Here is a 551-nt window from a genome sequence, read left to right on the forward strand (position 1 = left end):
TGATCTTGCGCTTGCTCTGCCAACTGCTCAAACAATACTGACCACTCCGGCGTTTGCGAAGTATCGAGCAGCGGTGTACTCGCCTTATTTTTTGCCAACCACATCATTTACTGCTTCTTTGGTAGCGGAACTTAATGAAGTTCTGCGCATTGCTTAGAATTTGGAATGCCGCTTTCAGATTACGACGTTCGAAATCGGACATGTTTTCTGGCTCGATGTTGTTATCCGGCTCGTCGCCATTTTCAATATCCAAGGCTTGGTGACGGATTCGAACCATATAGATAAGCTCCATCGCATCTCGCAAGTCCATTCCTCGCCCTTTTGGCAGAATCCCGGCGTCATTAATGTCGTCTAATCGATCAAACGAGTTTTGCGAGCGCGAACCAATCGCCAAGGCATGCACTCGAATCAAATCTGCCAGCGGCGCGGTACCGCGTCGTTTAAGGTTGATAGAGTTGCGATGACGCCCATCTTTCTCCATCACGAAATCTTTAAAAAATCCTAACGGCGGCGTTCTTCGAATTGCGTTGTAAGCCATACAAGCCAAAAAT

1 protein-coding gene is annotated in these 551 nt (G+C 47.5%); it reads right to left on the reverse strand.

Annotated features, from left to right (window positions below; all coding sequences use genetic code 11):
- Positions 1 to 103: 103 nt before the first annotated feature.
- Positions 104 to 551: putative nucleotidyltransferase substrate binding domain-containing protein (locus R7R78_RS28780; RefSeq protein WP_318119825.1), on the reverse strand; the 448-nt coding region annotated here is incomplete at its 5' end.

The organism is Vibrio sp. 2134-1 (assembly GCF_033339495.1).